This is a genomic window from Algoriphagus chordae, from assembly GCF_003254055.1.
Lineage (GTDB): Bacteria > Bacteroidota > Bacteroidia > Cytophagales > Cyclobacteriaceae > Algoriphagus > Algoriphagus chordae.
This window is the reverse complement of the sequence record NZ_QKZT01000001.1, coordinates 405,970-431,046: the sequence shown is the minus strand read 5'-3', so window position 1 is coordinate 431,046 and position 25,077 is coordinate 405,970. Positions and strand designations below refer to the sequence as shown.

The 25,077-nt window shown below is 41.1% G+C and carries 26 protein-coding genes; 6 read left to right on the top strand and 20 right to left on the bottom strand.

From position 1 onward, the window contains the following. Positions 1–43: 43 nt before the first annotated feature. On the bottom strand, positions 44–436 hold the full coding sequence (gene vapC / locus LV85_RS01795; RefSeq protein WP_111316456.1) for a type II toxin-antitoxin system VapC family toxin: 393 nt from the start codon (positions 434–436) through the stop codon (positions 44–46). Positions 437–763: 327 nt separating this feature from the next. On the opposite strand from vapC, the gene ccsA (LV85_RS01785) reads away from it, so the two are divergent. Genes ccsA (LV85_RS01785) through ccsA (LV85_RS01770) form a run of 4 tightly spaced genes read left to right on the top strand, consistent with a single transcriptional unit; the run spans position 764 to position 4,662 of the window. After that, positions 764–1,438, top strand: coding sequence for a cytochrome c biogenesis protein CcsA (gene ccsA, locus LV85_RS01785; RefSeq protein ID WP_111316454.1), 675 nt, complete (start codon positions 764–766; stop codon positions 1,436–1,438). 3 nt (positions 1,439–1,441) lie between these two features. Further along, complete coding sequence (locus LV85_RS01780) at positions 1,442–1,684, top strand: CcmD family protein (RefSeq protein ID WP_211318360.1); 243 nt, start codon at positions 1,442–1,444, stop codon at positions 1,682–1,684. Between the two features lie 12 nt (positions 1,685–1,696). Continuing rightward, positions 1,697–2,113, top strand: a complete 417-nt coding sequence (locus LV85_RS01775) for a cytochrome c maturation protein CcmE domain-containing protein (protein ID WP_111316453.1) — start codon at positions 1,697–1,699, stop codon at positions 2,111–2,113. Between the two features lie 26 nt (positions 2,114–2,139). Beyond that, positions 2,140–4,662, top strand: coding sequence for a cytochrome c biogenesis protein CcsA (gene ccsA / locus LV85_RS01770; protein WP_111316452.1), 2,523 nt, complete (start codon positions 2,140–2,142; stop codon positions 4,660–4,662). 97 nt (positions 4,663–4,759) lie between these two features. On the opposite strand, the gene LV85_RS01765 is transcribed toward ccsA (LV85_RS01770), so the two are convergent. From LV85_RS01765 to tpiA, 6 genes are all read right to left on the bottom strand, one after another. Then, positions 4,760–6,286, bottom strand: coding sequence for a GH3 auxin-responsive promoter family protein (locus LV85_RS01765; protein WP_111316451.1), 1,527 nt, complete (start codon positions 6,284–6,286; stop codon positions 4,760–4,762). After that, a complete protein-coding gene (gene lptB / locus LV85_RS01760; RefSeq protein WP_111316450.1) occupies positions 6,286–7,023 on the bottom strand; it encodes an LPS export ABC transporter ATP-binding protein in 738 nt (245 codons plus the stop codon). Before lptB ends, LV85_RS01765 begins: the two co-directional genes overlap by 1 nt. A 1-nt stretch (position 7,024) precedes the next feature. Then, positions 7,025–8,749: a single-stranded-DNA-specific exonuclease RecJ gene (gene recJ / locus LV85_RS01755; RefSeq protein ID WP_111316449.1), complete on the bottom strand. Its 1,725-nt coding sequence runs from the start codon at positions 8,747–8,749 to the stop codon at positions 7,025–7,027. Positions 8,750–8,852: 103 nt separating this feature from the next. Then, on the bottom strand, positions 8,853–9,041 hold the full coding sequence (locus LV85_RS01750; protein WP_111316448.1) for a hypothetical protein: 189 nt from the start codon (positions 9,039–9,041) through the stop codon (positions 8,853–8,855). Positions 9,042–9,216: 175 nt separating this feature from the next. After that, positions 9,217–10,047: a 50S ribosomal protein L11 methyltransferase gene (gene prmA, locus LV85_RS01745; RefSeq protein ID WP_111316447.1), complete on the bottom strand. Its 831-nt coding sequence runs from the start codon at positions 10,045–10,047 to the stop codon at positions 9,217–9,219. A 6-nt stretch (positions 10,048–10,053) separates the two neighbouring features. After that, entirely contained in the window at positions 10,054–10,815 is a 762-nt protein-coding gene (tpiA, locus tag LV85_RS01740; protein WP_111316446.1) for a triose-phosphate isomerase, read from the bottom strand. A 72-nt stretch (positions 10,816–10,887) separates the two neighbouring features. Here tpiA and LV85_RS01735 point away from each other — a divergent pair, with 72 nt between their 5' ends. Further along, positions 10,888–11,403, top strand: a complete 516-nt coding sequence (locus LV85_RS01735; protein ID WP_111316445.1) for a regulatory protein RecX — start codon at positions 10,888–10,890, stop codon at positions 11,401–11,403. Between the two features lie 210 nt (positions 11,404–11,613). On the opposite strand, the gene crtD is transcribed toward LV85_RS01735, so the two are convergent. Continuing rightward, positions 11,614–13,080 (bottom strand): 1-hydroxycarotenoid 3,4-desaturase CrtD, encoded by a 1,467-nt coding sequence (crtD, locus tag LV85_RS01730; RefSeq protein ID WP_111316444.1) that lies wholly within the window; start codon positions 13,078–13,080, stop codon positions 11,614–11,616. 104 nt (positions 13,081–13,184) lie between these two features. Between crtD and LV85_RS01725 the strand changes: the two genes are divergently transcribed. After that, positions 13,185–13,529, top strand: a complete 345-nt coding sequence (locus tag LV85_RS01725) for a hypothetical protein (RefSeq protein ID WP_111316443.1) — start codon at positions 13,185–13,187, stop codon at positions 13,527–13,529. Positions 13,530–13,593: 64 nt separating this feature from the next. Here LV85_RS01725 and LV85_RS01720 read toward each other — a convergent pair whose 3' ends face one another. From LV85_RS01720 to LV85_RS01665, 12 genes are all read right to left on the bottom strand, one after another. Further along, the gene (locus LV85_RS01720) at positions 13,594–15,060 is read right to left on the bottom strand and encodes a glycine--tRNA ligase (protein ID WP_111316442.1); all 1,467 of its coding nucleotides are present in this window, start codon (positions 15,058–15,060) and stop codon (positions 13,594–13,596) included. Between the two features lie 145 nt (positions 15,061–15,205). Then, the gene (locus LV85_RS01715; protein WP_111316441.1) at positions 15,206–15,640 is read right to left on the bottom strand and encodes an outer membrane insertion C- signal; all 435 of its coding nucleotides are present in this window, start codon (positions 15,638–15,640) and stop codon (positions 15,206–15,208) included. Between the two features lie 58 nt (positions 15,641–15,698). Next, positions 15,699–16,745 (bottom strand): Gfo/Idh/MocA family oxidoreductase, encoded by a 1,047-nt coding sequence (locus tag LV85_RS01710; protein WP_111316440.1) that lies wholly within the window; start codon positions 16,743–16,745, stop codon positions 15,699–15,701. A gap of 3 nt (positions 16,746–16,748) precedes the next feature. Beyond that, positions 16,749–17,375, bottom strand: a complete 627-nt coding sequence (locus tag LV85_RS01705) for a response regulator transcription factor (protein WP_111316439.1) — start codon at positions 17,373–17,375, stop codon at positions 16,749–16,751. A gap of 56 nt (positions 17,376–17,431) precedes the next feature. Then, positions 17,432–18,187, bottom strand: coding sequence for a sensor histidine kinase (locus tag LV85_RS01700; RefSeq protein ID WP_111316438.1), 756 nt, complete (start codon positions 18,185–18,187; stop codon positions 17,432–17,434). Further along, positions 18,174–18,941 (bottom strand): histidine kinase, encoded by a 768-nt coding sequence (locus LV85_RS01695; protein WP_111316437.1) that lies wholly within the window; start codon positions 18,939–18,941, stop codon positions 18,174–18,176. Before LV85_RS01695 ends, LV85_RS01700 begins: the two co-directional genes overlap by 14 nt. Before the next feature lie 52 nt (positions 18,942–18,993). Beyond that, positions 18,994–19,425: a hypothetical protein gene (locus LV85_RS22295; RefSeq protein ID WP_245942100.1), complete on the bottom strand. Its 432-nt coding sequence runs from the start codon at positions 19,423–19,425 to the stop codon at positions 18,994–18,996. A 356-nt stretch (positions 19,426–19,781) separates the two neighbouring features. Next, complete coding sequence (locus LV85_RS01685) at positions 19,782–20,183, bottom strand: molecular chaperone DnaK (RefSeq protein WP_111316435.1); 402 nt, start codon at positions 20,181–20,183, stop codon at positions 19,782–19,784. 138 nt (positions 20,184–20,321) lie between these two features. Then, positions 20,322–23,294 carry a protein translocase subunit SecDF gene (gene secDF, locus LV85_RS01680; RefSeq protein ID WP_111316434.1) on the bottom strand — a complete coding sequence of 991 codons (2,973 nt, stop codon included), beginning with the start codon at positions 23,292–23,294 and terminating at the stop codon, positions 20,322–20,324. Between the two features lie 92 nt (positions 23,295–23,386). After that, positions 23,387–23,743, bottom strand: coding sequence for a hypothetical protein (locus LV85_RS01675; protein WP_111316433.1), 357 nt, complete (start codon positions 23,741–23,743; stop codon positions 23,387–23,389). Positions 23,744–23,835: 92 nt separating this feature from the next. Continuing rightward, complete coding sequence (locus tag LV85_RS01670) at positions 23,836–24,453, bottom strand: uridine kinase family protein (protein ID WP_111316432.1); 618 nt, start codon at positions 24,451–24,453, stop codon at positions 23,836–23,838. A gap of 37 nt (positions 24,454–24,490) precedes the next feature. Continuing rightward, the gene (locus LV85_RS01665; RefSeq protein WP_111316431.1) at positions 24,491–25,066 is read right to left on the bottom strand and encodes a non-canonical purine NTP diphosphatase; all 576 of its coding nucleotides are present in this window, start codon (positions 25,064–25,066) and stop codon (positions 24,491–24,493) included. Positions 25,067–25,077 lie beyond the last annotated feature (11 nt).

Genomic DNA, 25,077 nt, shown 5'->3' with positions numbered 1-25,077 from the left:
ACGTTGCTTTCTCTTAAAACGCTACAATTGGGCTAAAACATGATCAGAAAATCGACTTCAACCCAAGATGAGTCACATAAGGCTCAAAATCTTTGTCATTGTGCAAGAGATCAATTTCATTATTGATACAAAAGGTGGCGATGACAGAATCAATAGTTTTTCGCACAGTCACTCCTTTTTTTCTTAATAATCTAAAATTCTCTGCGCTTGTAAGTGCTATTTCTTTTCCTCCTAGATGGAAGAAATGTAAATCTTCAAAAAAAGCTTTTGCTTCTCTAAAGCTTTTGTCAGCGGTGAAACCCTGAAGGACTTCCGTCATAATCAGGTCCCCGGTACAGATAATTTCCGTCCCAAGTGACTTATGCAAAAAATCAGTTTGTTCATTCACTTTTCCATTGAAGTAATCTATCCAAACTGAAGAATCAACGAGGATCATGAATCGGTCCTCATTCTATCCAGATCACCTTCCCATGCCATTTTACCACGAAACTCCTTGATTCGTTTCTGCTTTTTCAAGGTAAGTATTAAGCGCAAGCCCTCTTCTACAGTTGCCTTTTTCGTAGGCAAACCAGAAGCCTTCACATATTAAAGAGTATTTAAACAAGTGTTTCTAAAGCAGCAATTCCCATCATCAATTTAAATGTTCCCTAATTAGCGAACTCCGCGATAATCTCAGCGACCTCCGTGGTAAAAGAACTCACAAAAAGCACCGTTTTCAGGAACTTATGCCTTATTTTTGCACTTGAATTAGCAAAAGCTCCTTATGCGCCAATCCTGGTGGAAAATTCTTGCAATCGCCCTGCTGCTGTACACCCTTATCGCAGGCTTGCTGATGGAAGCACCTAGACTTCCTATCCTCAACGAAACCATCCGTGCCCTACACTTTCACGTGACCATGTGGTTCGGAATGATCCTGATGCTGGTAGCAGCAGTCTACTACAGCATCAAATACCTTCGCACCAACGACATCAGACATGATGATATGGCCATTGAGTACACTAACTCAGCCATTCTATTTGGCGTCTTGGGAATCGTAACCGGGATGCTTTGGGCAAAATTTACCTGGGGAGATTACTGGAGTGGTGATCCCAAGCAGAATGCAGCCGCCATAGGTATATTGATGTATTTTGCCTATTTAATTCTAAGAAATTCACTGACTGACTCTCAGCAGAGAGCTCGTATCGGAGCCATTTATAACATTTTCGCATTCGCGGCTTTTATTCCACTTATCTTCGTATTACCAAGATTAACAGACAGTTTGCACCCTGGAAATGGTGGCAACCCGGGTTTCAATGCCTACGACTTGGATTCCAAGCTACGGGCAGTTTTCTATCCAGCGATAATTGGATGGACGCTTTTGGGCTGTTGGATCGCAACTGTACGCGTCAGAATGCGTAGGGTGGAGAGGACAATGGAAGACAGAATGATTAATTCCTGATCAATGAAAAAATTAGTAACTATAGTTCTTTTGATTTTCAGCCTTACGGCTATGGCACAAGAGAAAATCGCTGTCACTGATGCTGACTATAGCAATAGCTCCGTGGAAATGGCAGACCTGATGCGATCAAATGGCAAAATCTACGTCTTGGTAGGAGTTATCCTGATCATATTTGTAGGAATCCTTTTCTATCTGATCAGTACCGATCGAAAGATCAGCAAACTTGAAAAGAATCTTCACTCCTAAAATTCAATAATTATGAAGAAAGGGCATCTCTTAGGACTAGGAATCATAGCAATAGCGATCGTAATCATCATGACTTCGATCGGTGATGCAAGTAGCTACGAAACTTTCACCACTGCTAAAGAAATGAAGCAAGGTGGAGAAGATAAAGCTATCCACGTAGTAGGACAACTAAAGAAGGACGCTAGTGGAGAAGTAACTGGCTTAAAGGTACGGGAAGACAAAGTTTCCTTCACTTTTATGCTAGTGGACAACGAAGGAGTAGAGCAAGAAGTGTTTTACAATGAGCCGGTTCCAGCAGATTTTACAAGATCAGAATCTGTGGTGGTAATTGGTTCTTATAAGAATGATGAAATATTTATTGCCGATAAAATACTGATGAAATGCCCATCAAAATATCAGGAAACTGAAGTGCAGGCGGCAGGTATGTGAGGTAGAGCAGTTAGAATAAAAAATCCATGATCAATACCTTTATCGGTAATCTTGGCCACTTCATGACCATAGTGGCCTTCGTCAGTGCACTGACTACCGCATACGCATACATTCAATATTTTCGTGCAAACGAAATAGAAAAGGCAAGTTGGAAGAGATTCAGTAGAATCAGCTTCACAATACACGGCATATCAGCAGTGATGATAGCAGTGTCACTTTTTGAAATCATCTACAATCACCGCTTCGAATACTATTACGCGTATTCTCACAGTTCAGAAGCCCTCCCAGTTCACTACATGATTTCCAGTTTTTGGGAAGGTCAAGAGGGGGCTTTTATCCTTTGGATCTTTTGGAATGTGGTATTGGGCAGCATCCTGATCTTCACCAACAAGTTCTGGGAAGCTCCCGTAATGATTGTGTTTGCACTCGTTCAAGCTTTCTTGGTTTCCATGATTTTGGGAGTTGTTATTGGCGATTTGAAATTAGGTAGTTCTCCTTTTATTCTACTGAGAGATGCCACTCAGGCACCTATCTTCCAGATGAATCCTGATTTCGTCCCTGAAGATGGCACAGGTTTGAATCCACTTCTGCAAAATATCTGGATGGTAATTCACCCTCCTACCTTGTTCTTAGGATATGCTTCTACCTTGGTTCCTTTCGCCTTCTTGATGGGTGGATTGGTTACCAAAAAATATACTGAATGGATTCGTCCAGCTTTGCCATGGGCGATTTTCTCCGCGATGATCCTAGGAATGGGAATCATTATGGGAGCTTACTGGGCTTATGTGACGCTGAACTTTGGCGGGTATTGGAACTGGGATCCTGTAGAAAACGCAGTGTATGTCCCTTGGCTAATTTTAGTGGCTTCTATCCACACGATGATTACCTATAAGAAAAGTGCTACGGCACTGAAGACCTCAATGGTCTTGGTGATCATGACCTTCCTTTTGGTACTTTATGCCACGTTCCTAGTTCGATCTGGTGTACTTGGAGACTCTTCAGTTCACTCCTTTACTGATCTTGGTCTTTCAGGCCAATTGCTGATCTACATGCTTTTCTTCCTTGTGGTAGCTGTAGTGCTCTGTGTGATAAACTGGAAACATATTCCTACCTCAGAAAAAGAAGCTTCTGTTTACTCCCGTGAATTTTGGGTGTTTATCGGTGCGACTACCCTATCACTGATGGCATTTCAGGTTATTCTTCCTACTTCTATTCCAGCGTGGAATGCAATGGTGGAAAGTTTTGGAGGCATATCCAATATGGCTCCTCCAGCAGATCAGGTGGAGTTCTATACCAAATTCCAACTTTGGTTTGCCGTAGCGCTAGCGATGCTTACTGCTGTGGGACAGTTCTTCTGGTGGCAGAAAATGGACAAGAAGGCCTTGAAAGATGCGCTTTTGACTCCTTATATTATTTCAGTCTTACTTTCGGCTGCGATAATTGTCCTGGCCAAAGTATATGATTGGCAATACATTATCGTAATTCTTGCAGGCACATTTACGATCACTGCCAACTCAGTGATATTGATCAAAATCCTCAAAAAGTCTTCCTTCAAACTTGCAGGTGGTTCTTTGGCACATATTGGCTTGGGTATGATTCTAATAGGAATTATGTTCAGCTCAGGATATTCTGACACCATTTCTATCAATATGTCTGGCTTGACCTACAGCAATAGCTGGGAAGATGAGCTGAACAAAGAGCATGTGTTGCTTTGGATCAATAAGCCTACACAGATGAAAGATTACACGGTGATCTACCGTGGACGTCAGAAGAAGGTCAAAGGTATTTCTGAGAATGTACCTGCTAAGATCTTACAATCTACAGGTAAAGTCAATGAGGCTATCGCATTGGAGGATTATAAAGATTACTTCAAAAAAGGCGATAAAGTAGATATCGTACTGGAAGAGAATGATTATTTCCAGATCGAATATTATCAAAATGAAGTGCTAAAATTCTCTCTGAGCCCAATGTCCCAGTTCAATGAGGGTATGGGCGGATTGATTTCTTCTCCAGCCTCACGAATCTTTATCGACAAGGATCTATACACCTACGTAGCAGCCATGAATGATCCTGAAGATCCTGATTGGAAAGAAGATGAATTATATGAGGTGACACCAGGTGAGCAGTTCCATGTGGCAGATTATGTGACTTACTTCGATGGAGCAGATGTACTCACGGAACTTGACGGCTATGTGCTACAAGAAGGTGATGTAGCAGTAAGAGCCAATCTTAGAATCCTTGATTATGATGTGGAGAAAATGCTTCAACCTACCTTCATTATTCGCAACAATCAAGTAGGGAAATTACCAGTCATCGATAATGAGTTGGGAATTAAAATCAGCTTGGAAAACATTTTGCCAGAGGACAACAAATTTGTCTTTAAAGCAAATCAATACCAAAAGGACTATGTCGTTATGAAAGCGATCGTGAAGCCTTATATCAACATACTTTGGATAGGAACCATCATTATGCTAGCAGGATTTACAGTGGCAATCTTCAGGAGATTCGATGAATTCAAAAAGATGCGGGATAAAGGATTGGAAGTTTAAAATCAGAAATCTTAATTCTGAAGTCAAAAAGATTAAGTTAGAAAAATAACAGAGCCCAGTGATAATTCACTGGGCTCTGTTATTTTATCCTACTTTTTCAAACTTCCTGAAGCATCCCCAATATCTCATCTAAATATTCTCTGGAATTAGAAAGTCTAGGAACCTTGTGCTGACCTCCCAGTTTACCTCTGCTGCGCATCCACTTTTCGAAAAGACCAGCAGGCGCATGATGGATTATGGGTTCGACTAAAGCTAACCCCTTGTGACGCTTGGCATCGTAGTCCGAATTAATCTCACGTAAATGCAGGTCTAAAAGTCGATCAAACTCAGCAGGGTCGGATGGACTCTTCTGAAATTCAATGATCCACTCATGAGCACCTTTTGATCCGGAGCCATCAAAATAAACTGGCGCTGCTGTGAAATTGGCAATTCGTGCACCAGTCTGCTCAGCTGCATATTGGATGGCTTTTTCAGCATTTTCGATAATCACTTCCTCACCAAATGCATTGATAAAATGCCTTGTCCTGCCAGATATTCTGAATCGATAAGGTGCCGTAGACGTGAACTTCACCGTATCCCCTATTTTATATCTCCAGAGTCCACCGTTGGTAGTTATCACTAAAGCATAATTTTTGTCCAACTCTACCTGGGAAAGTGGAATCACTGCCGGGTTTTCATTATTCAATTCGTCCATAGGAATGAATTCATAGAAAATCCCATAATCCAATAATAGGAGCAATTCATCAGAATCTTTCTGATCCTGAATTCCAAAAAATCCCTCGGAGGCATTATAAGTCTCCATATAGCGCATTTTTTCCGAAGGAATAAGTTCTTTGAAAAGACTTCTATATGGACCAAAAGCAACTGCTCCATGAAAAAACACCTCTAGATTTGGCCAAACTTCAGTGATGTTCTTAGCCTTCTTTAATTCCAATACTTTTTGCAAAAGCACGATAGTCCAGGTAGGAACCCCCGCCATGCAGGTCACATCCTCGTCCATGGTCTCGCGAGCCATTTTCTCGATTTTAGCCTCCCATTCTCCCATCAAAGCGGTTTCTTTGGAAGGAGTCCTGACGAAGTATGCCCAAAAAGGCAAATTCTCCATGATCACCGCAGAGATATCTCCAGCTCTAGCAGTTCCTTGAGGATTTAGCGGATTGTTTTCTAAGGTCCCACCGATGGTCAAAGTCTTACCAGCAAACATTCGCGAATCTGGATAATTGGCCATATAGAGCGCAACCATATCCTTTCCACCTTTGTAGTGGCACTCTTCCAGACTTTCATAAGTAACAGGGATGTACTTACTGCGACTGGAAGTAGTTCCCGAAGACTTGGCATACCACTCTATTTCCGTATTCCAAAGGACGTTATCCCTTCCTTCCATTGCTTTGTCAATGAAAGGTTTAAACATATCGTAATTCCTTATAGGTACGCTTTTAGCAAAATCTGTGTAGTTTTTGATCTCTGAGAACCCATGTACCTTACCGAAGTCAGTATTCTTTCCTGCTTCTAATAGCGCTTGAAAAATAGTTTCTTGGACAGCTATTGGGTTTTGTTTAAAGTTTTCGATTTGACCAACACGGCTCTTAAAGATCCAGGTCATAAAAGAATTCAGAACCGCCATTAATTAAAAACTTTTCGTTTCAACTCAAAATTAGATCCTAAATACACTTTTCGCACTTGTTCATCTGCTGCGAGCTCTTCTGCAGTTCCGGCTTTTAGCAGTTTACCTTCAAACATCAAGTAGGCTCTATCAGTGATAGAAAGTGTTTCGTTTACATTGTGATCTGTGATCAAAATGCCAATATTTTTAGTTTTTAGTTTTGCTACAATAGATTGTATTTCTTCCACCGCAATAGGATCCACTCCGGCAAAAGGCTCGTCGAGTAAAACAAATTTGGGATCTACAGCTAAAGCTCGAGCGATCTCCGTTCTTCTTCTTTCTCCTCCCGATAGCACCATTCCGAGATTTTTTCGCACATGGGTCAAGCTGAATTCTTCCAGCAAACTTTCCACTTTTTCTTTGCGCTCTTTCTTTGGCATCTTGGTCATCTCCAGTACCGCCATAATATTTTCTTCTACTGAAAGCTTTCTAAAAACTGATGCTTCCTGAGCCAAATATCCGATTCCTGCCTGAGCACGCTTATACATTGGCAGACTGGTGATATTCTTCTGTTCCAAAAAAATATTGCCTTCATTGGGCTGGACCAAGCCTACAATCATATAAAAGGAAGTCGTTTTCCCAGCTCCATTTGGCCCTAAAAGGCCCACTATCTCACCTTGGCTTACCTCCACGGAGATATCATTCACCACCCGGCGACCTTTGTAGATTTTTACTAAATTTTCGGCACGAAGAATCATATCAGTCAAATTTGATGTCTTTCACGTAGAGTTGCAAACTACTCTTATCGCGAAATACATTTTCTCTCATTTCGGCAACTATATCAAATCGCATTTTTCCACGAAGCATGTTCACAGTTGTCAGATCCGGATCTTTTGCCCGATCTGCCATCCCAAATCCCAGACAAACAGGAGTAGTCACCTGACCATCTTGGACGATTTTGAATCTTAGGTGTTTATCCTTCAATACAATCACATCTTCGGCATAAACATTTGCGATCTGAAAAATCGGTTCCGTATTTCCAGGGCCAAAAGGCGCCATTTGTTTCAAGATATTATAAAACTTGTAATTAATCTGATCTAAAAGCAATTCATCGTCAACTTCTATCACAGGCTTGCGATGAACTTCCTGAATTCTGCTCTTCACCACTGCCTCAAATTTCTCCTGAAAAGCAGGAACATTCTCCACTGGAAGTGTCAATCCAGCGGCATACATATGTCCTCCAAATTGATCCAACAGATCAGCACATTCCTCTATCGCTTCATAAATATTGAAATCCACCACAGATCTGGCACTGCCGGTTGCTTTGCCATTGGACTCCGTCAAAATGATCGTAGGTCTATAATATTTCTCAATACAACGACTCGCTACAATTCCTATTACACCCTTGTGCCAGTCTTCTTTGAAAAGCACGGTAGAATTCCACTCAGCCGATTCCTCGCGAGAAGCAATCATTTCAAAAGCTTCCTTGGTGATATTCTCATCAAAATTCCTTCTGGTTGCATTCACCTCATCTACTACTTTGGCGCGCTCCATGGCGCCTTCCAAATCAGAAGAAATCAGTAATTCCACAGAAGCCTTGGCGTGCTCCAATCTTCCAGAAGCATTAATTCTCGGGCCAATTTTGAAAACCACATCCGAAATACCGATGTCCTTTTCCAAATTACTGCTCAGCATCAAAGCCTTCAAGCCTGGTCGTGGAGTATTGTTTAAACGATCAAGTCCGTAGTATGCAAGAATCCTATTTTCTCCAGTTATCGGGACAATATCCGCAGCGATACTCACTGCCACCAGATCCAAATAAGCATCCAATTGAGAACTGTCAATGTCTCGCTTCATCGCGATAGCCTGAATCAGCTTGAAGCCAACACCAGCCCCACTGAGTTCCTTGTATGGGTAAGTACAATCCTTCCGCTTAGAGTCCAAAACGGCTACTGCAGCTGGAAGCTCATCACCAGGGGTGTGGTGATCACAAATAATAAAATCAACCCCAAGTTCGGAAGCTAAGGCAACTTTCTCAATCGCCTTAATTCCACAATCCAACGCGATAATCAACTTGATATCATTCTCGGCAGCGAATCTTACGCCTTTTTCAGAAATCCCATACCCCTCTTTGTAGCGATCTGGAATGTAAAAAACCACATCTGGATAGAAGGTTTTCAGAAAACCATACATCAATGCCACAGCCGTCGTACCATCCACATCGTAGTCACCGTAGACCATGATCTTTTCCTCCGCAGCAATCGCAACTTGAATTCTATCCACTGCTTCAGTCATATCCTTAATCAAAAAAGGATCATGAAGTGAGCTGAGCGCGGGACGGAAGTAACTCTTCGCTTGCTCAAAACTCTCCACCCCACGATTAATCAGCATATTGGCCAATGTCGGATTGACATTGATCGCCTTGCTCAGCTCATCTATGGCTGTTTGTGAGGTTTTGGGCTTGTGTTTCCAGAGGTACTCCATGAAGCTAATTTAGTAAACTAAGTTTCTTGTGAATTGATAAATTAAAAGTACTGGTTCTATTATCGGCTATTGAAGCCCAAAAGTTTAATTGAAAGCAAAAAAACTAACCTTTTGCCTTCTTATATTTTCCCCAAAAATAAGCTGGAAAAATAAGTGCTTTAAGTTTCCAATCGTTTTTCTCATGCAATGTCAAGCTGGAATCTGCGTGTACAGCACGATACATTTTCCCTGCAAAAAGACAATGCCCAATCAAAAGCACAAAAACGACAGCGTATATAATCAGTTCAGTCATGAAGGTTATCTGTTAAAGTCGTAGAGTTTGACAAGTCCTGATGAAACTTGAAAGTTCCTCCTGTTGATTACGATTTTTAGTTTACGGTTTACGCCAGCATGTGATGCCTGTGAGCCTCAGAACCATTCCACTTTCTTGGCTTACAACTAACCTTTTTTACTTCGGTCTGTTGTCCTTACACTTTTTTCTGCAAAATCAAGGCTGCCCAGTTATCCTTACTTTCCTTAGAAATCAATTCTAATCCCAGCGGCATAGTGCAGTTAGTAAGATCCTCAATGTCTTCTGTATAGAATCCACTAAGCAATAAATACCCATTTACCTTTAGCAAATCCACGTAGATATCCATTTCATCCAGCAGCACATTCTTGTTGATATTGGCCAAGACTATGTCAAACTCACCTTGAGGATTCACTTCGCGGATGGTCCCCAATTCCATTCGAGTTTTCAATCCATTGAGATCAAAGTTCTCATTGCCATTGTCCACGCACCAATCATCGATATCGAATGCTTCGATTTGCTTGGCACCAAGTAGCTGAGCCATAATAGCAAGGATTCCTGTACCAGAACCCACATCCAATACTCTTTTGTCTTGGTGATCGATTTTACCCTGATGACGAAGCATCTGGAAAGTGGTAGCATGATGTCCCGTGCCAAAAGACATTTTGGGATTAATCACGATCTCGTACTTGAACTCAGGCTTGCTTGGGTGAAAAGAGGCTCTGACATAGACCAGATCGTCCACAGCAATGGGATCATAATTTTTTTCCCACTCTTCATTCCAGTTGACTTTGGGCATGACGCCTTCCACCAAGCTGATTTCAGCAGGCACGATATACTGGTCGATCACCGCATTGAAAGCAGGCCGATCGAAATCTGATTCCAGTGTATAAGCATCGATTCCCTCCTCTGTTTCGAGGAAGGAATCAAAGCCTATCATAGAAAATTCAGCTATTAGGATTTCCCTGAACTCATCAAGGCACTTGATTTTAAACTCCAGGTAATCCATTTTATATTAGAATGATTTGATAATATCTACAAAATCACGAGACTTCAAGGAAGCACCACCGATCAATCCGCCATCTACATCAGGCTTCGCGAAAAGCTCCTGTGCGTTCTTTGGATTACAGCTTCCACCATACAGGATAGAAGTGCCATCTGCGATGTCTTTACCATATTTAGATGCTACATGACTTCTCAAAGCAGCATGCATGTCCTGCGCCTCCTCAGAGCTAGCAGTCTTGCCAGTTCCGATAGCCCAGATTGGCTCATAGGCAATCACGATCTTGGAGAAATCGGCAGGACTCAAGTCGAAAAGACCTTCAGTCAACTGAGTTGTAACGGTCGCCTCATGCGTACCTGCTGTTCTGATCTCAAGAGATTCGCCACAGCAGAAAATAGGAGTCAAGCCATTCACAAGAGCAAGCTTCACTTTGGCAGCAAGCATCTCATTGCTTTCTTGGAAATATTCACGACGCTCAGAATGGCCGATAATTACATATTGCACACCGAAGGATGCTAGAATCTTGGTAGAAACTTCTCCGGTAAATGCTCCAGCTTCTTTGTCAGAACAGTTCTGCGCTCCGATAAATACAGCTTTTGCTTCTCCGATCAGTTTTTTGACTGGGAAAATATGTGGAAAAGGAGGATTAAGCACAGCGATTGCATCGCCAGAATGCTCGTCCTTCATCATGTTCAATATTTCGGAAGTAAGAGTCTGGCCTTCTTCGAAGGTCATGTTCATTTTCCAGTTGCCGGCTACGATTTTCTTACGCATAATGAGTTTTGAAAATTTAATAAGGTTTGATAAAAAAGGGATTCACTATAATTTGGTCTAAAATTACGGAAAATGTCCAGTTGGGGAAAATATAAGCCAAATGAGTCAGGAAAAAACTCCTGGTCGCAGGAAGACGCTTTTGAAAAGCTGACGACTTTCTGTGCCTATCAGGATCGCTGTCCTTGGGAAATTCGGCGTAAACTCTACGAGAAGGGCATCAAAGATGAAGCCGCGGAGAAAATAATCGCGGAACTGGTGGAGGAGGAATTTGTAAATGAAGAACGCTATGCACGAGCCTTTGCAAGAGGAAAGTTCAGACTAAAAAAATGGGGAAGGAATCGAATCAGAATGGAGCTAAAAATGCGTGAAATCTCTGAAGAACTTATTCGCAAAGGCCTAACTGAAATCGATGCTGAGGAGTATTATGATACGCTTTTGAGCCAAACGGAGAAGAAGTGGGAAACAACTAGGGAGTCAGATTCTTTTAAGAAAAAGTACAAAGTCACTCAATATCTGATGAACAAGGGTTTTGAAATGGATTTGGTGAAAGAAGTGATTGAGGGATTGATCTCTGATCAGTCTCAGTGATCAGTCTGCAGGCTTATGTCTATTTTATTGCAACCTTCAGACTACAGATGATTCTCTAAACTGACTGATAGAAGTGTGAAGACTTCATTATTTTAGGTCCAAGTCATGAGACTTGAACCATTTTGAGATTGCCAGGTCGTCATTCTTCCTCCTCGCAATGACGTGAAAACAATTTCTCCCTATTCTACGACTGCGACTGAAAACTGACCACTACCCTTCCACCATTTCAGTCATAATCTTCGCAGAAAGCAAACAAAGCGGAATACCACCGCCAGGATGCACAGAGCCTCCACAGAAGTACAGGTTTTTTATCGAGGAAGAGTAATTCGCATGTCGGAGAAATGCCGCAAACTTATTATTAGAGCTATTGCCATAGAGAGCACCTTGAGCGGATGAAGTCTTAGATTCTATAGTTCGTGGGTCTAAAATTTCCTCTACTTCGATCAGCGACTCCACATCAGTTTTTAAGATACGATTGAGCTTGTGAATGATATTTCTTTTTGCTTCAGCGATCATCTGATCCCAATCCTGCCCTTGATTATTGGGCACATTGATCATCGTAAACCAATTCATACATCCCGCTGGCGCATCGTCATTTTTATGAGTAGATGTGATGTTTAGGTAGATCGTCGGATCCTCATATATCGTCCCTCGCTTGAAAATATGCTCAAATTCCAGCGGGTAATTATCCGAGAAGAAAATATTGTGAAGGTCAAGTTCCGGAAAATCCCGCTTGACTCCCCAATAGAAAATCAGCGCTGAACTTGATTTGGCTTGCTTGAGTAAAAGCTTGGGTTGTCTTTGATCTTTTAGAATGGTCTTATATGCATTGACCATATCCATATTATTAACGACTAAGTCAGCGTAGTGATCTTCGCCTTTTGCTCGTATGCCTTTTGCTACACCTGCTTCCACTAAAACCCTCTCTACTTTCTGGCCAAAATGATAGTTCACCCCAAGTTCTTCGGATAGCTTGAACAGACTCTGAGTGATATCATGCATGCCTTTCTTTGGAAAAAAAGCGCCGATATTAAATTCCAGATGAGGAATAATATTGAGCGTAGCAGGGGTTTCATAAGGATTTGATCCATTGTAAGTCGCATAGCGATTGAAGAGCTGGATCAGTTTCGGATGGGTAAATTGCTTCTGATTTGCTTCGTTCATGGTAGAGAAAATCCCCAATTTCCCCATTCTCAAATAGGATTTCAGCGCAAGAGGATTCGTCCAGGTATCAAACCTGTGAAGTGAACGATTCATGAAGAGCGGCGCTAAACTGTTGTATATAAAAGCGGATTGTCTGAGTGCTTCGTGGATGCTTAATTCAGCTTCGCCCAGTTTGGACTGAACTTCCTTAGCAAAACGATTAAGATCTGCATAGGCTTTCAAACTAGTCCCATCTTCCCAGAAATACTGGCAGGTGACATCCAGTTTATCATAGGCAAAGTATTCCTTGGGTTCTTTTCCCGCTAATTGAAAAACGGCATCCACTTGCTCAGGGAGTGTAAAAAGTGATGGTCCTGCATCAAAGCGATATTCGCCCAGTTGAATTTCGCTGAGTTTTCCACCTGGATAAGAATTCCCTTCGAATACCTCAACATCAAAGCCCTTCACAGCCAATCGAATAGCCGCCGCTATGCCTGCAATACCAGAACCGATGATGAGTGCTTTCTTTGTCATGAACTTCTATTCAAACTCTAAACTAGCATTTTTTGTAAATGTTAGACGCTTTGTAGCAATCACTAGCTCCCAATCGTACTGTTGATACACTTAACTCCTTTTTTATGAAAAACTTACTACTCCTTACGCTACTCGCTTTCGTTTTTATTTCTTGCGACAAACTGGAGGAGCCAGACATTTTGGGATCATACGCAAATTCTCCTGAAGATTGTCTTCCAGCGAATGATCCTTTGTATGGCTGCGGCAGATTTATCACGCTAGCAGCCGGGGGAGTAGCTGATGTATTATATGGTGGAGATATAATTTCAAGAACTTCCTATAAAATCAAAGGACAAAAAATCAAGATTGAAAAAAATGATCAGTTCGGCCTAGAATTGACATTCAAAAAACTAGATGATGGATCACTTATGGAAGAAGGGGATAAATCTATATGGCTGAAACAGGAATAAACCTTTATAAACTATAAAACCTCCCAAGATCGCTCTTGGGAGGTTTTTTATACTTGTCTAATTCTTATAATTTCTCAAAAACTCTTCTGAAACTTGTCGCTTCAGCGATTCTACCATGAAGCTCAGAGATAGGAACTCTCTCCTGCTCCGTAGTATCCCGATGACGGATAGTCACTGTGTTGTCTTCCAAGGTCTGGTGATCCACAGCAATACAGAATGGTGTTCCGATCAGATCCTGACGAGCGTAGCGCTTGCCGATAGAAGAAGCATCTTCATAGATGATATTGAAATCGTATTTCAATAACTCTAGAATCTCTTTTCCTTTTTCTGGCAAGCCATCTTTCTTCGTGATCGGAAGAATTGCCGCTTTCACTGGAGCAATGGCTGGGTGAAGTTTCAGATAGGTTCTGCTTTTCTCCTCTGTGGTCTCTTCAGTATAGGCATTGCAAAGCGTCAATAAGAACAATCTGTCCGCTCCTATGGAGGTCTCCACTACATAGGGGATGTAATTCTTATTCACTTCTGGATCGAAATACTGCTGCTTCTTTCTGGAGAATTCCTGATGTGATTTCAGATCAAAATCAGTTCTAGAGTGAATCCCTTCCACTTCTTTGAAGCCAAATGGGAAATTAAACTCGATATCCATCGCGGCATTTGCGTAGTGAGCAAGCTTCTCATGGTTATGCTTCCTTAGCTTTTCCGCAGGAATCCCTAATGCCAAATGCCATTTCATCCGCATATCCGCCCAGTTCTCATACCATTCTAGCTCAGTGCCAGGACGTACAAAAAACTGCATCTCCATCTGCTCAAACTCACGCATACGAAAGATAAACTGACGGGCTACGATTTCATTTCTGAAGGCTTTACCGATCTGAGCAATTCCAAAAGGAATTTTCATTCTGGCAGTTTTCTGCACGTTCAGGAAGTTGACAAAAATACCCTGAGCAGTCTCTGGTCTGAGGTAAATCGTAGTAGAATCTTCAGCCACAGAACCCACTTGGGTAGAAAACATCAGGTTGAACTGACGAACATCTGTCCAATTAGAAGTGCCAGAGATAGGGCATTTGATGCCTTCATTAGTGATCAAATCCCTTACTCCGTCAAGATCTTCAGCTTCTAACAATCTAGCTAAGGCACCTGTAAGTGCATTGGCCTTTTCTATATCTCCAGCTCTTTCGAACACTGCAGCATGTTCTTCCACCAAAACATCCGCACGGTAACGCTTTTTAGAGTCCTTGTTGTCGATCATCGGATCGTTAAAGCTGTCTACGTGACCAGAAGCTTTCCATGTGGTAGGATGCATAAAAATCGAGGCATCGATACCGACAATATTATCCTGAACCCGTGTCATAGTCTCCCACCACAGGCGCTTCAGGTTGTTTTTCAACTCTACACCATAAGCTCCATAATCATAGACTGCCTGAAGGCCGTCGTAGATCTCAGAACTAGGGTAAACAAATCCATACTCTTTGGCATGGGAAATAATATCTTTCAATTGCGCGTTTTCCGCAGGAGTTGCTGTTTTTGCCATAGGCGCAAAAATAGGGAAAATGAATGAATCCCCGTAGAAAAATGAAAGTCTCTAGGAATCGAAATTGCAGGGAAGTTTCCTAACATGCAAAAAGGTCAACTCAATCACTGAGTTGACCTTTTTTGGTTGTTGGTGGTTTATTGTTTTATCTGAATGTGTATTTGAAGCCAAATCCAGCACGGAAGTAATCTCCATGATCATCAGCCAGAATTGGTGCTGCTTCTAGGACTAGACCGAGGTTCTTACTGTTGAAGGGAGTCACTAAAAGTCCAAATGGTAAGGCTATGTAGATGTCATCGTCGTCATCATGATCGTGGTTTCGATCATCATCTAACCCAAGCCCTAGACCCAGATAAAAATTGACATCATCTTTTTGGATGATATTATAGGCTCCCATCAGTTCTACACCGATGTCCCCACCAGTTCCGATTCGTCCTTCACCAAAAATTTTGTTATTCGGATTGGTACCTATAGTTACAAAAGTCTCTGAGCTTTGGATATTGACACCTGCACTAATCTGTGCCTGCGCTAATGAGATAAAGGTGAATAAGGTGAGAGATAAGAGGAATAGTTTTTTCATAATTCAGTTTTTAATACTGAATCGATTAACCCAAAACCTCAGCCAAAAAGGACGGGGATTACCAGCCTCCCTCGGCTTTAGAAATTCTTTTCCCCTCTGCGGAGCTCTTAAATGAGGCTTCTATTATCTTCAAAACACTGATGGTCTGCGGGATGGTAATATCCAGCGAACTGCCTTTCGAAATGGCGTCTGCCACGTTTTGGTACAAAATTCTGTAATTCCCCGGAATAGTTTCGTAAGCTCTGGTCTCCTCGCTGAGGAAAAGATTTCCCCACTTCTCCGCAGTTTCCACACCCCAAGTTGAGCCTTCTGGCTTTTCACCAGCTTTGAAAGCTGCTTCCTGCACATCCAAACCAAACTTTTGGTAGGAGCCTTTTTTACCCAAAAGCAAAAACTTTGGAGTAGGCACATTCACTAGAACACCTGCAGTCACCTTAGCTACTAGTGAACCATAATCCATGATAATTTCAAAATAATCGTCCGCAACGGCACCAGTTCTCTGCTTGCGGATGTCTGCATGAATCCAGTTTGGCAGGCCAAAAAGTAAGACCACCTGATCGATCAAATGTGCACCCAGGTCATAAGTGATTCCATTTCCAGGCACTTCCTTTTCTCTCCAATTCTCAGAAACTTCTGGTCGAAAGCGATCAAAGTGAGACTCCAAATAAACTAGATCTCCCAAATCCCCCTCACGCATTAATTTCTGCACCGTCATAAAATCCCCATCGTAGCGACGATTATGAAAGACCGAACAGATCAAGCCTTTCTCATCTGCCAGCTTATTGAGCTGCTCAGCTTCATGCGAGAAGATTGTCACAGGCTTATCTACCACCACATGTTTTCCGGCTGCCAGGCATTGCATGGCCATAGGAAAGTGGTATTCATTGGGTGTAGTGATCACGATCAGATCAGCTACATCTGCGGAAAGTAATTCATCCAAACTCCTGTAAGTGGTCACACCAGCATACAATTCCTCGCAGCGATTGGTGCGGCGCTCCACTGAGGCAACCAGCTCAAGATCTGGACACACGGCGATAAGTGGGGCATGCATTTTTTCAGCCACAGAGCCGAAGCCTACGATAGCGGTCTTAATAGGAGTACTCATAATTTATAGGTTCATTTCGTGGGCCTTGTTCACCAGTTCTATTCGAGAACTGATCTGAAGCTTGAGGTGAATATTTTTGCGATGCGTCTCTACAGTTTGCTTACTGAGGTTCAGCATTTGGGCGATTTCCGTATTTTGAATACCATCCTTGATGAGTTGGATGATTTCAGTTTCTCTGCGTGAAAGTTTGTATTTCATCCTAAAAGCATCAAAATAGGCACCTTGTATTGCTTGTTTTTTGACTCTGTCAAAATTCAACACATGCCTACCTTCAAAAACTTCATGAATGGTAAAAATCAACTCATCAGGATCAGCATCTTTCAGAATAAACGCATCTGCCTTTTGGCTAATACATTTCTTATAGATCTTCTCCTCATCATACATAGAGAGGACAACGACCTTCAAATGTGGGTGTTTCTTTTTACAATGATCCAAGACCCCAAATCCATCTAGAATCGGCATATTGAGATCCGTCAGTACTACATCGATCTCATTTTCAGCAATGTAATCACAGAGTTCCTGGCCGTTGGGAAACACACCAACAACCAACAGGTCATCTTCTTCTTCGAGAATTCCTTCGATTCCTTTCGCAAATAATTTGTGGTCGTCAGCCAGGCCAATCCTGATCATTAGAATAGGGTAATTAGTTCTTCGGGGGGATTAAACTTCAAATTATACCCTATATTCTAATTTGGCAAGATTAATTTGATTTCTGTTCCTTTTCCGACAGCAGAAGTCAGGTTAAATTCTCCTCCAACGGTCTCCATTCTTTTCTTAAGATTGAACATTCCAGAGCCAGTGGATTTCTGCGAGGAGTCAAATCCTTTGCCATTATCGGTTATTAGAATTTGCTTTTCGCGCTTATTCTCCATTATTCTGATTTCTATTTTTTCCGGGGAAGCATGCTTGATCGCATTATTCAGAGATTCTTGAATCACACGGATAAGTACCAACTTTTGATCTTTTGGCAAATCATCAAGCTCAACATCTGCGTGTAGGGTAGTTTGACAAAATCCAGTTGATTCGATGCGTGCGAGCTGCTGAGCAATAAATTCATTGATACTGATCGATTCTACCCAGTCTAGATTGAGTTGCTTGGATAGCCCTCTAACTTCTTTAATCACCAAGTTTAGGATTTCTTTTCCTTCCTCACGCTTATGCTCTTTGATAGATCCAAAATTCAACTTGGCCAAGGATAGCAACTGGCCAATATTATCATGCAACTCCCTACCGATATGAGTCAGCGTTTCCTGCTGAATTTCATTTTCGATATTCAATAGAGTCTTTTCATGTTCCAATTTGATCTGATCTAATTTTTGTTTGTTTTGGGCTTGCCTCTGCCTATGGATAAAAACCATGGCGACTACAAATGTAGACATCAGGCCACCCAAAAAGAGTGTACTAAAAATAATAACGTAAATCTGGTCTTCAGTAGGATTCATAGGAAAGTTCTTTGTCAAATAATCGAGGTAGGAATGGAGATGCTATCACCAAGGTCAGTACCCCTAAGCTGATGATTTTCATCACGATCTGGATTTGCTGAAGCCCTTGTCCCAAAATAGGGTTGACCTCATATAAATACATCAAGGTGACAGAGCTAATGTAACTCAATGTAATTGAGAACAGGATACTAGTCATCAGCCAAAATGAAACTAATTTCAATGGTTTTTTTGCCAAATAAAATGGATCTGTAATCAAATCTATGAAATAGAAAGCAACTGCTACTAAAATCATATTTGCCCCCAAGGCAAAAATGATAGGTTGGCTGAGATAAATAGGCTCTACACCTGAAAACTGAAGGAGGCAGACAGTAACGATAAACACAATTATCATCCAATTAATGTATTTCTTTTTGGATGCCTTCGTCCAGGATTTAATCAATAACAAATAAAGTACAGTGCCAATTTGCCTAGTGGCTACATTATATAGCCAGAGGTTGAATTTGGGGTATTTGAAATTCCCCAGATATTCATTGACCGACTTTTTGAATTCATAATTGTAGTTCGTGTAGTTCCCCAAATTTTCATAGCAAAAAGTAAAACTTAGGATTAAGAAAGGAAGCCAATAATGAATGTTTTTTCTCTCATCTTTCGATAGTCTAAAAAAACAAACTGTGCCTATTATCATAATCAAGTACAAGGAAATTGAAGTCAATGGATATGCTGTGAAAAAGGCCTCAATCAATCTGTTGTCCATCTCTCATGTTTTGGAAAATCTGTAAATTCATGATTGCTAGCAATGAGCAACATCAAATTTGGGTGGATAAATCAGATACTTTTTTCGAAGCATTAAATGGTTCAGGATCGAAAAATCTACCTAAAAATGGTGAGGCAATAATCAATACAAGAATTGCTTTGTTTAAGACACCCATAACTCTATCTATTTGACCTATACTTTCACCTAATGGAGCATTAAATTCATAAAGATAAATCATGGTCATTGAATTAATGTATGTCAAAGAATAAGTGAATAAAAGGAAAGTTAATTGCCAGAAAGAAAGCAATCTGAAGGGATTGGCTTTCAAATACATATCATTTGTAATGATTCCTATAAAATAAAGCCCACTTCCTAGCAAAATCATATTTGCTCCCATTGAAAAAATGAAGGGTTGATTTAAATAAAGCGGTTCAATCCCAGATAATTGCAAAAACATAGCAACGCTCACAAATACAATCAACATCCAATTGATGTACTTTTTTTTGGATGGTTCCAGCCAGGTTTTGATTAAAAAAAGATATAGTATCGTAGAAATCTGCTTATTAGTAAGATTATATACCCAGAGATTGTACTTTGGGAATTCAGTATTACCCAAAAACGCATTGACAGATTTTTTGAACTCAAAATTATAATTGGTGTAGGCACCGAGATTTTCATAGAAAACTGTAAATACAAGGATTAAAAAAGGCAGCCAATAATAACTATTGGCCTGTTCCTTTCTATTGAGCTTAAGAAAATAGTAAGTACCTATCACTAAAAAAGCAGCGATAGCAAATAGATACCAATCTCCAAATGCTTTCCAGAATCTACTATCCATTATCAGGTATTAGTAGGTTCTGGATCACAATATGGTGGACAGATTCTACCATTATTTTCATACTCATCTTCACCTCCTTTTAGCAATGGGATAACCAATTCATTCTCCACATTTGCTGGTCTCATCACTAGCGTCAATGCTCCGGTTAACTGCTCTACTTCTTTTGGATGGTACTTGGTAGCGACCTCCTCGGTATATTCTGTAATATAAAACTGAATTCCTCCCTTTTTTGGATCCTTATCCGCTTTGGCCAATAGCTTCTCTAAGGTTTCTCTATCAAAAAATATCCAATTGGTTTGGTCTAATTTATCTTTACCTTTTTTGCCTTTAGCAGTTTTGCCTTTTTTGACTTCTTTGTCGTACTTGGCTTTCATGCTTTCGAAATCTGATTTATCGATTTTCATTGAAAAGTGCTTTTGTGAAAATGTGAAATATTGAAAATACTTTTGTTCCCAAAAGATAAGAATTTTCCAAGGTACTTGAAAAGAAAAAAGGAGCGAGTATAACACCCGCTCCTTTTAGTATGAAATTTGAACTGCTATTTAAGCAAGCTTTTTGGCTTCCTTAGCGGCAGTTTCGTTATCAAGTTCTCTTTTCATCAAATCAACTACAATAGGCGTAGCGATATAGATAGAAGAGTATGTACCTACTAGGACACCGATAAATAGAGCGAAGGAGAAACCTCTCAATACCTCACCACCAAATACAAGTAGTACGATCACTACGATCAAAGTAGTAAAGGAAGTAATCAAAGTACGTCCCAAAGTCTGGTTGATCGCGTCATTGAATACTTTCACCAATTTACTCGTTCCCTTATTTTCGATATTCTCACGAATACGGTCAAATACAATCACGGTATCATTAATCGAATAACCGATTACAGTCAAGATCGCCGCGATAAATACCTGATCGATCTCAAAGGTGGCTCCAAATGCACTTGCAATAGCAAAGGCTGCAATCACAAACAAGGTATCGTGAATCAAGGCTATGATGGAAGCCAAGGAGAATTGCCACTTGCGGAATCTCAGTAAAATATACAAGAAGATCGCCACCAGTGCCACGATCATCGCTTCAGCTGAAGATGCTTTGATATCATCTGCTACCGTAGCTCCTACTTTGGAAGAGCCGGTAATTGCAAATTGACCAGAAGCTAATGACTCAGCATCATCTGTAAATGCAAGGCCAGTTACACTCGCTATTCCTTCTTTTACTTTGCTTTCTACCTCTAGGTTAGAAGCTGCATCATCCTCGTTAACTAGGTAAGATGTAGTTACTTTGAGCACGTTATTCGAACCGTAAGTTTTCACTTCCACAGATCCATCAAACTCTCTATCCAATCCAGATTTCAAGTCAGAAGCAGCCATTGGCTCGTCGAATGCAACGATGTAAGAACGACCTCCAGTAAAGTCAACGCCAAATTTCAATCCATTGACAACAGCCATACCTAGTCCGATCACAATAATTGAAGAAGAAATCAGGTAAGCAACTTTTCTTTTACCTAAGAAATCAAAGCTCAATGCACTTAGCGCATTCTTAGCAAATGGAGTTGCAAAGCTAATAGAGCTCTTATCGCCTTTCTTGCTCATCCAAGATACAATCACTCTCGTGATGAATACGGCTGAGAAGAATGAAGATGCAATACCAATCATCAATACAATAGCAAATCCTTTCACTGGACCTTGTCCCAAAGCAAATAGAATCGCACCAGTCAAGAAAGTCGTCACATTGGAATCGAGAATCGCAGAGAATGCCTTGCTATAACCTGCATTGATTGCAGCCATCAGACTCACACCATTTCGGAGTTCTTCTTTGATACGCTCAAAGATCAGTACGTTCGCATCAATGGACATACCTATCGTCAGTACGATACCCGCTATACCTGGTAAGGTCAAGGCGGTGCCGAGCTGTGCTAGAATTCCTAGGATAAAGAAGATATTGAATACCAATGCTGAAATAGCAATCAAACCACCTTTTGCATAATATGCTACCATGAATAGAACTACAATAGATAGACCAGCTACCATAGAGATCAAACCTTGATTCAAGGCCTCTCTACCCAAGGTTGGGCCGATGATGCTTTCCTCTACGATTTGAGTCGGGGCTGGAAGAGAACCAGATTTCAGGATATTAGCCAAATCTTGTGCTTCCTGAAGAGAGAAATTCCCTGAGATTTCAGATTGTCCTGTTGGGATCTCGCCATTCACCACCGGAGCAGTATATACATAGTCATCTAACACTACAGCGATTCTTCTACCGATATTCTCAGATGTTAATTTTCTCCATTTTCTAGCACCTTCTGCGTTCATTTGCATAGATACAGCAGGTCTAGAAGTTTGATCTAGTACCTGACGAGCGTCAGTTACTACATCACCTTCCAATGGAGCCTCGTCAGTACCTCTTTCAGCTCTGATAGCATATAGCTCCAAAGTTTCAGATCCATCTTCAGCTGCGAAAGGCTTCACACCCCAAAGCAATTTGATATCTCTTGGCAATAAAGATTTATAATCTTCATTCTTCAAAATACGATTGATAGCCATCGTATCACGTAGCTCGTATGCCAAGCCATAGTTAGGCTTAAGCAAGCTAAACAACGGTGATACACTATTATTATTAGGGTTGGTAGGATCGATCTCAGCAAGTTGCTTCTCTAGCGCATTTTTTAAGGAGTCTTCTCCAGTAAGATTTTCTGTAGAAAGAGTATCTGCAGCAGCAGTCTCTGAAGTTTTGTTTGCAGCAATCCAAGCAGCGTTTACTGTTTCGAGTGCAGCTCCGATTTCGTTAACCTCTATTACTTCCCAGAACTGTAGCTTTGCCACACCTTGAAGTAAGTTTCTTACTCTTTCTTGATTGTCTACTCCTGGCAATTCGATCTGGATACGACCAGAACCTTGAATTCTTTGGATGTTTGGCTGAGAAGTACCGAATCTATCGATACGAGTCCTTAAGATATTGAATGAACGCTCGATGGCATTTTCGATCTCATTATCGATGATTTCAAGGATTTCAGAATCTGAAGATTCCAAAGAGATACGGCCTCTGTTTGCAGCAGTTGCGAAAATTCCACTTAGCTTTTGACCAGGGCTATTTTTCTGAAAAGCTGCATAGAATAAATCAACATACTTATCAGATGAAGTTTTCGCTTCTTCGCGAGCCTCTTCCACAGATTTGTTGAATGCTACGTCTTTAGGATTACCAGCCAGTCCTTTTACAATCTCCACTGGAGAAACTGCCAAAGTAACGTGCATCCCGCCTTGAAGGTCAAGACCAAGTCCTAGTTCTGTTTCTTTTATCTCTTGGAAGGTATAATCAGCTCCTAGGAAGTTGTAAACTGGAGCTCTCCAGATAGAATCTAGATAGCTTTGTCTTTTCGAAAAATCCACATTGCCAGATACGTCAGTTGCGTATTCTTGGGCCTTCTTCTGGATATTATTTGATACAAATGTGAATGACAGATAGTACAAGCATAATGCTGTAACGATCACTGTCAAAAACACAATGACACCTTTGTTTTGCATGAGAAATTGAAATTATTAATTAATTGTAAATACAGATTTGCGGCTTGCCTGAATTGCAGGAAGCAGGTTTTCACCAGAAAATAGAAGGAAACTTAGGGTCCTTTGGTGGATATGATTCGCTCAAAAAGTATTTGTACGAGCTGATTTGGCTGTGCAACTGAAGTAGCTTCGGTAACGAAAGTAGATCCTTCAAACCGAACTATATCATGAATTAGATAAAGGATATTGTGCGATACATTGACCACGAAGGGAACCACTGCATCTACTGCTACATTCAAAAAAGTCTGATCCTGATCGGATGAAGCTGCTTTATCCTGTGTTTCTACATTGGCAACTTGTCCATTTTCAGGAACATATTCTACACTAGAAATAAACAAACACAATAGCAATGCAAGCATCACCGTGAGGCGCTGCTGGAATAAATTACTATTTGGTTTAGTTGCTTTCATGCGGCGCAAATATAGCCAATTATTTAAAATGAGTGTTTCTCATCCAAGAATTTCTGCAATTTGAAAGCAAAATCAGATTAAAACAGTAGAGATCAGCCAGTTCTAGCACGCAAATACGCGCGAATCACATCTAGTGCTTTATCGAAATTGTGATTATTTGGCACGATCAAATCCGCATCATTCATAAATGGTTTGATGTATTTCTCATAAGTAGGCATCACATGCTGCTCGTAGCGATACAAAACATCATCTAGATCGTAGCCCCGCTCCACCTTGTCTCGGATGATTCTTCTCTTGAGCTTGATATGATCCTTGGCATCTATAAAAACCTTCAAATCAAGGAGACTTGCCAACTCCGGATAATACAACACAAAAATCCCCTCAACCACTACCACAGGCGCTGAATTAAAGGTTAGCATTTTTGGCGTTTTAGCTGAATTATTGAAGGTGTATTCCTCACGATGAACCGTCTCACCAGCTTGAATTTTGCGGATATCAGCCGCATATTCTTCAAAATCAATACTCTCAGGCCGGTCAAAATTATGCACTCCATGGGAATCAATCGGCTGCAATTCCCTAGGCTTATAATAGTTGTCCTGAGAAATCAAACAAACCTCACCGGCATCAAAAGTGCTAAGCAATCGCTCCAAAAAAAGTGTTTTACCAGAGGCGGAGCCCCCTGTAATGCCGACAATGAATGGTTTTTTCATGAGGTAAAGTTAACGTGGTTTTTGGCTTTAAACAGAATTATCTATGGTTAAGAAAGCTAATTAGCTCAGCCACAGCTTTTCCACGATGAGAAATCGCATTCTTTTCTGCCATGCTCAGTTCCGCAAATGACTGCCTGTATCCTGTTGGCTGAAATACTGGATCGTAACCAAAACCGCCATCTCCAGTACGCTCCTTCAAAATTTCTCCCTCTGCCAGACCTTCAAACTTATATTCTTCATCTCCTAAGAGTAGTGCGATGACCGTTTTAAACCGAGCTGTTCGGATGGAAGAATTTGCCAGATTTTTGAGCAAAAGATCAATATTCCGCTCGTCACTTCTTGGCTCACCGGCATATCTACCAGAGTAAACTCCAGGCTCTCCCTCCAGCGCATCGACTTCCAAACCAGTGTCATCTGCGAAGCAATCCACACCGAAATGTTCTTTCACATACTTTGCTTTCTGAAAAGCATTATGCTCCAGGGTATCACCAGTTTCGGGAAGCTCTTCCAAGCAGCCAATGTCTTTCAAGGAAACAATTTGAAAGCTATCCCCTAATGCAGCCTTTACTTCTTCGATTTTCTTGGGGTTGTTGGTAGCAAAGCAAATTTTCATAACTCAAAAAT

What these genes read in the sequence shown, in the direction of transcription:
- LV85_RS01695 (WP_111316437.1), bottom strand. Translation starts at nt 18,941, where the DNA reads ATGGACAACAGATTGATTGAGGCCTTTTTCACAGCATATCCATTGACT.
- recJ (WP_111316449.1), bottom strand. Translation starts at nt 8,749, where the DNA reads ATGGAGTACCTCTGGAAACACAAGCCCAAAACCTCACAAACAGCCATA.
- LV85_RS01670 (WP_111316432.1), bottom strand. Translation starts at nt 24,453, where the DNA reads ATGAAAAAACCATTCATTGTCGGCATTACAGGGGGCTCCGCCTCTGGT.
- secDF (WP_111316434.1), bottom strand. Translation starts at nt 23,294, where the DNA reads ATGCAAAACAAAGGTGTCATTGTGTTTTTGACAGTGATCGTTACAGCA.
- LV85_RS01775 (WP_111316453.1), top strand. Translation starts at nt 1,697, where the DNA reads ATGAAGAAAGGGCATCTCTTAGGACTAGGAATCATAGCAATAGCGATC.
- LV85_RS01715 (WP_111316441.1), bottom strand. Translation starts at nt 15,640, where the DNA reads ATGAAAAAACTATTCCTCTTATCTCTCACCTTATTCACCTTTATCTCA.
- LV85_RS01685 (WP_111316435.1), bottom strand. Translation starts at nt 20,183, where the DNA reads ATGAAAATCGATAAATCAGATTTCGAAAGCATGAAAGCCAAGTACGAC.
- LV85_RS01705 (WP_111316439.1), bottom strand. Translation starts at nt 17,375, where the DNA reads ATGATCAGGATTGGCCTGGCTGACGACCACAAATTATTTGCGAAAGGA.
- ccsA (WP_111316454.1), top strand. Translation starts at nt 764, where the DNA reads ATGCGCCAATCCTGGTGGAAAATTCTTGCAATCGCCCTGCTGCTGTAC.
- LV85_RS01720 (WP_111316442.1), bottom strand. Translation starts at nt 15,060, where the DNA reads ATGGCAAAAACAGCAACTCCTGCGGAAAACGCGCAATTGAAAGATATT.
- lptB (WP_111316450.1), bottom strand. Translation starts at nt 7,023, where the DNA reads ATGATTCTTCGTGCCGAAAATTTAGTAAAAATCTACAAAGGTCGCCGG.
- LV85_RS01710 (WP_111316440.1), bottom strand. Translation starts at nt 16,745, where the DNA reads ATGAGTACTCCTATTAAGACCGCTATCGTAGGCTTCGGCTCTGTGGCT.
- LV85_RS22295 (WP_245942100.1), bottom strand. Translation starts at nt 19,425, where the DNA reads ATGTTGATTGTATTTGTGAGCGTTGCTATGTTTTTGCAATTATCTGGG.
- LV85_RS01665 (WP_111316431.1), bottom strand. Translation starts at nt 25,066, where the DNA reads ATGAAAATTTGCTTTGCTACCAACAACCCCAAGAAAATCGAAGAAGTA.
- LV85_RS01700 (WP_111316438.1), bottom strand. Translation starts at nt 18,187, where the DNA reads ATGAATCCTACTGAAGACCAGATTTACGTTATTATTTTTAGTACACTC.
- LV85_RS01675 (WP_111316433.1), bottom strand. Translation starts at nt 23,743, where the DNA reads ATGAAAGCAACTAAACCAAATAGTAATTTATTCCAGCAGCGCCTCACG.
- LV85_RS01735 (WP_111316445.1), top strand. Translation starts at nt 10,888, where the DNA reads ATGTCCAGTTGGGGAAAATATAAGCCAAATGAGTCAGGAAAAAACTCC.
- ccsA (WP_111316452.1), top strand. Translation starts at nt 2,140, where the DNA reads ATGATCAATACCTTTATCGGTAATCTTGGCCACTTCATGACCATAGTG.
- prmA (WP_111316447.1), bottom strand. Translation starts at nt 10,047, where the DNA reads ATGGATTACCTGGAGTTTAAAATCAAGTGCCTTGATGAGTTCAGGGAA.
- vapC (WP_111316456.1), bottom strand. Translation starts at nt 436, where the DNA reads ATGATCCTCGTTGATTCTTCAGTTTGGATAGATTACTTCAATGGAAAA.
- LV85_RS01725 (WP_111316443.1), top strand. Translation starts at nt 13,185, where the DNA reads ATGAAAAACTTACTACTCCTTACGCTACTCGCTTTCGTTTTTATTTCT.
- crtD (WP_111316444.1), bottom strand. Translation starts at nt 13,080, where the DNA reads ATGACAAAGAAAGCACTCATCATCGGTTCTGGTATTGCAGGCATAGCG.
- LV85_RS01750 (WP_111316448.1), bottom strand. Translation starts at nt 9,041, where the DNA reads ATGACTGAACTGATTATATACGCTGTCGTTTTTGTGCTTTTGATTGGG.
- tpiA (WP_111316446.1), bottom strand. Translation starts at nt 10,815, where the DNA reads ATGCGTAAGAAAATCGTAGCCGGCAACTGGAAAATGAACATGACCTTC.
- LV85_RS01765 (WP_111316451.1), bottom strand. Translation starts at nt 6,286, where the DNA reads ATGGCGGTTCTGAATTCTTTTATGACCTGGATCTTTAAGAGCCGTGTT.
- LV85_RS01780 (WP_211318360.1), top strand. Translation starts at nt 1,442, where the DNA reads ATGAAAAAATTAGTAACTATAGTTCTTTTGATTTTCAGCCTTACGGCT.